The sequence below is a fragment of the Chitinophaga silvisoli genome, assembly GCF_003412465.1.
Lineage (GTDB): Bacteria > Bacteroidota > Bacteroidia > Chitinophagales > Chitinophagaceae > Chitinophaga > Chitinophaga silvisoli.
In genome coordinates this window covers 1-632 of record NZ_QTJV01000032.1, presented here as the reverse complement: position 1 = coordinate 632, position 632 = coordinate 1, and the positions used below count along the sequence as shown (strand labels likewise).

At 32.0% G+C, this 632-nt stretch carries 1 protein-coding gene; it reads right to left on the bottom strand.

Annotated features, from left to right (window positions below; translation table 11 throughout):
- Positions 1–73: 73 nt before the first annotated feature.
- Positions 74–632: hypothetical protein (locus DXN04_RS35040; protein WP_158569310.1), on the bottom strand; the 559-nt coding region annotated here is incomplete at its 5' end.

Sequence of the window (632 nt, the reverse complement as noted above, 5' to 3'; positions counted from 1 at the left end):
ATGAAAATGGGCTGAACCTACTTTCACAAGCAAGTCCAGCCCTATTATGAACAAAATTTAGAAGTACAGCCGATTATTTACTTTTACTATCATAACGATTTTTATTCGTTTTTGCAATCTTGACTTTATCATCACTTTCTTTAAGTTTAACAGCTAATTCTTTTTCTTTAAGTTGTGCTTCAACAGAAGTCTTTTGAGCATCTAAACTAAGTTTACTACGTTCAATATTAAGTCTAGCATTTTCCATACGTTCTTCAGCTTGACTCTTTTCAGCATCGCTAAGACCATTATCAAAACTCATAATATTAGCATTTGCTTTCATAGCCTCAATTTGACCATCAAGATATTTTTCAACTCTAATAGTTTCTCTATCTTGTTCTGCTTTTCTATCAATCTTAGCAAGTTCAAATTCTTGACGAAGTTGTTCTGTTTGTTGAGAAACACGTTCAACATCAAGTTCATGCTTACGTTGAATATTTTGATATTTATCAATAAGTTTGCTAATTTGAGCAACATTATCTCCACGAATAGCAGCATTAGCCATATCCATATTACCATTTTGAGCAGCACTAAATGCAAGCTGTTTATATTGTTCAAGTTTCTCACGTTCTTTAACAGAAGTTTTACAAGTA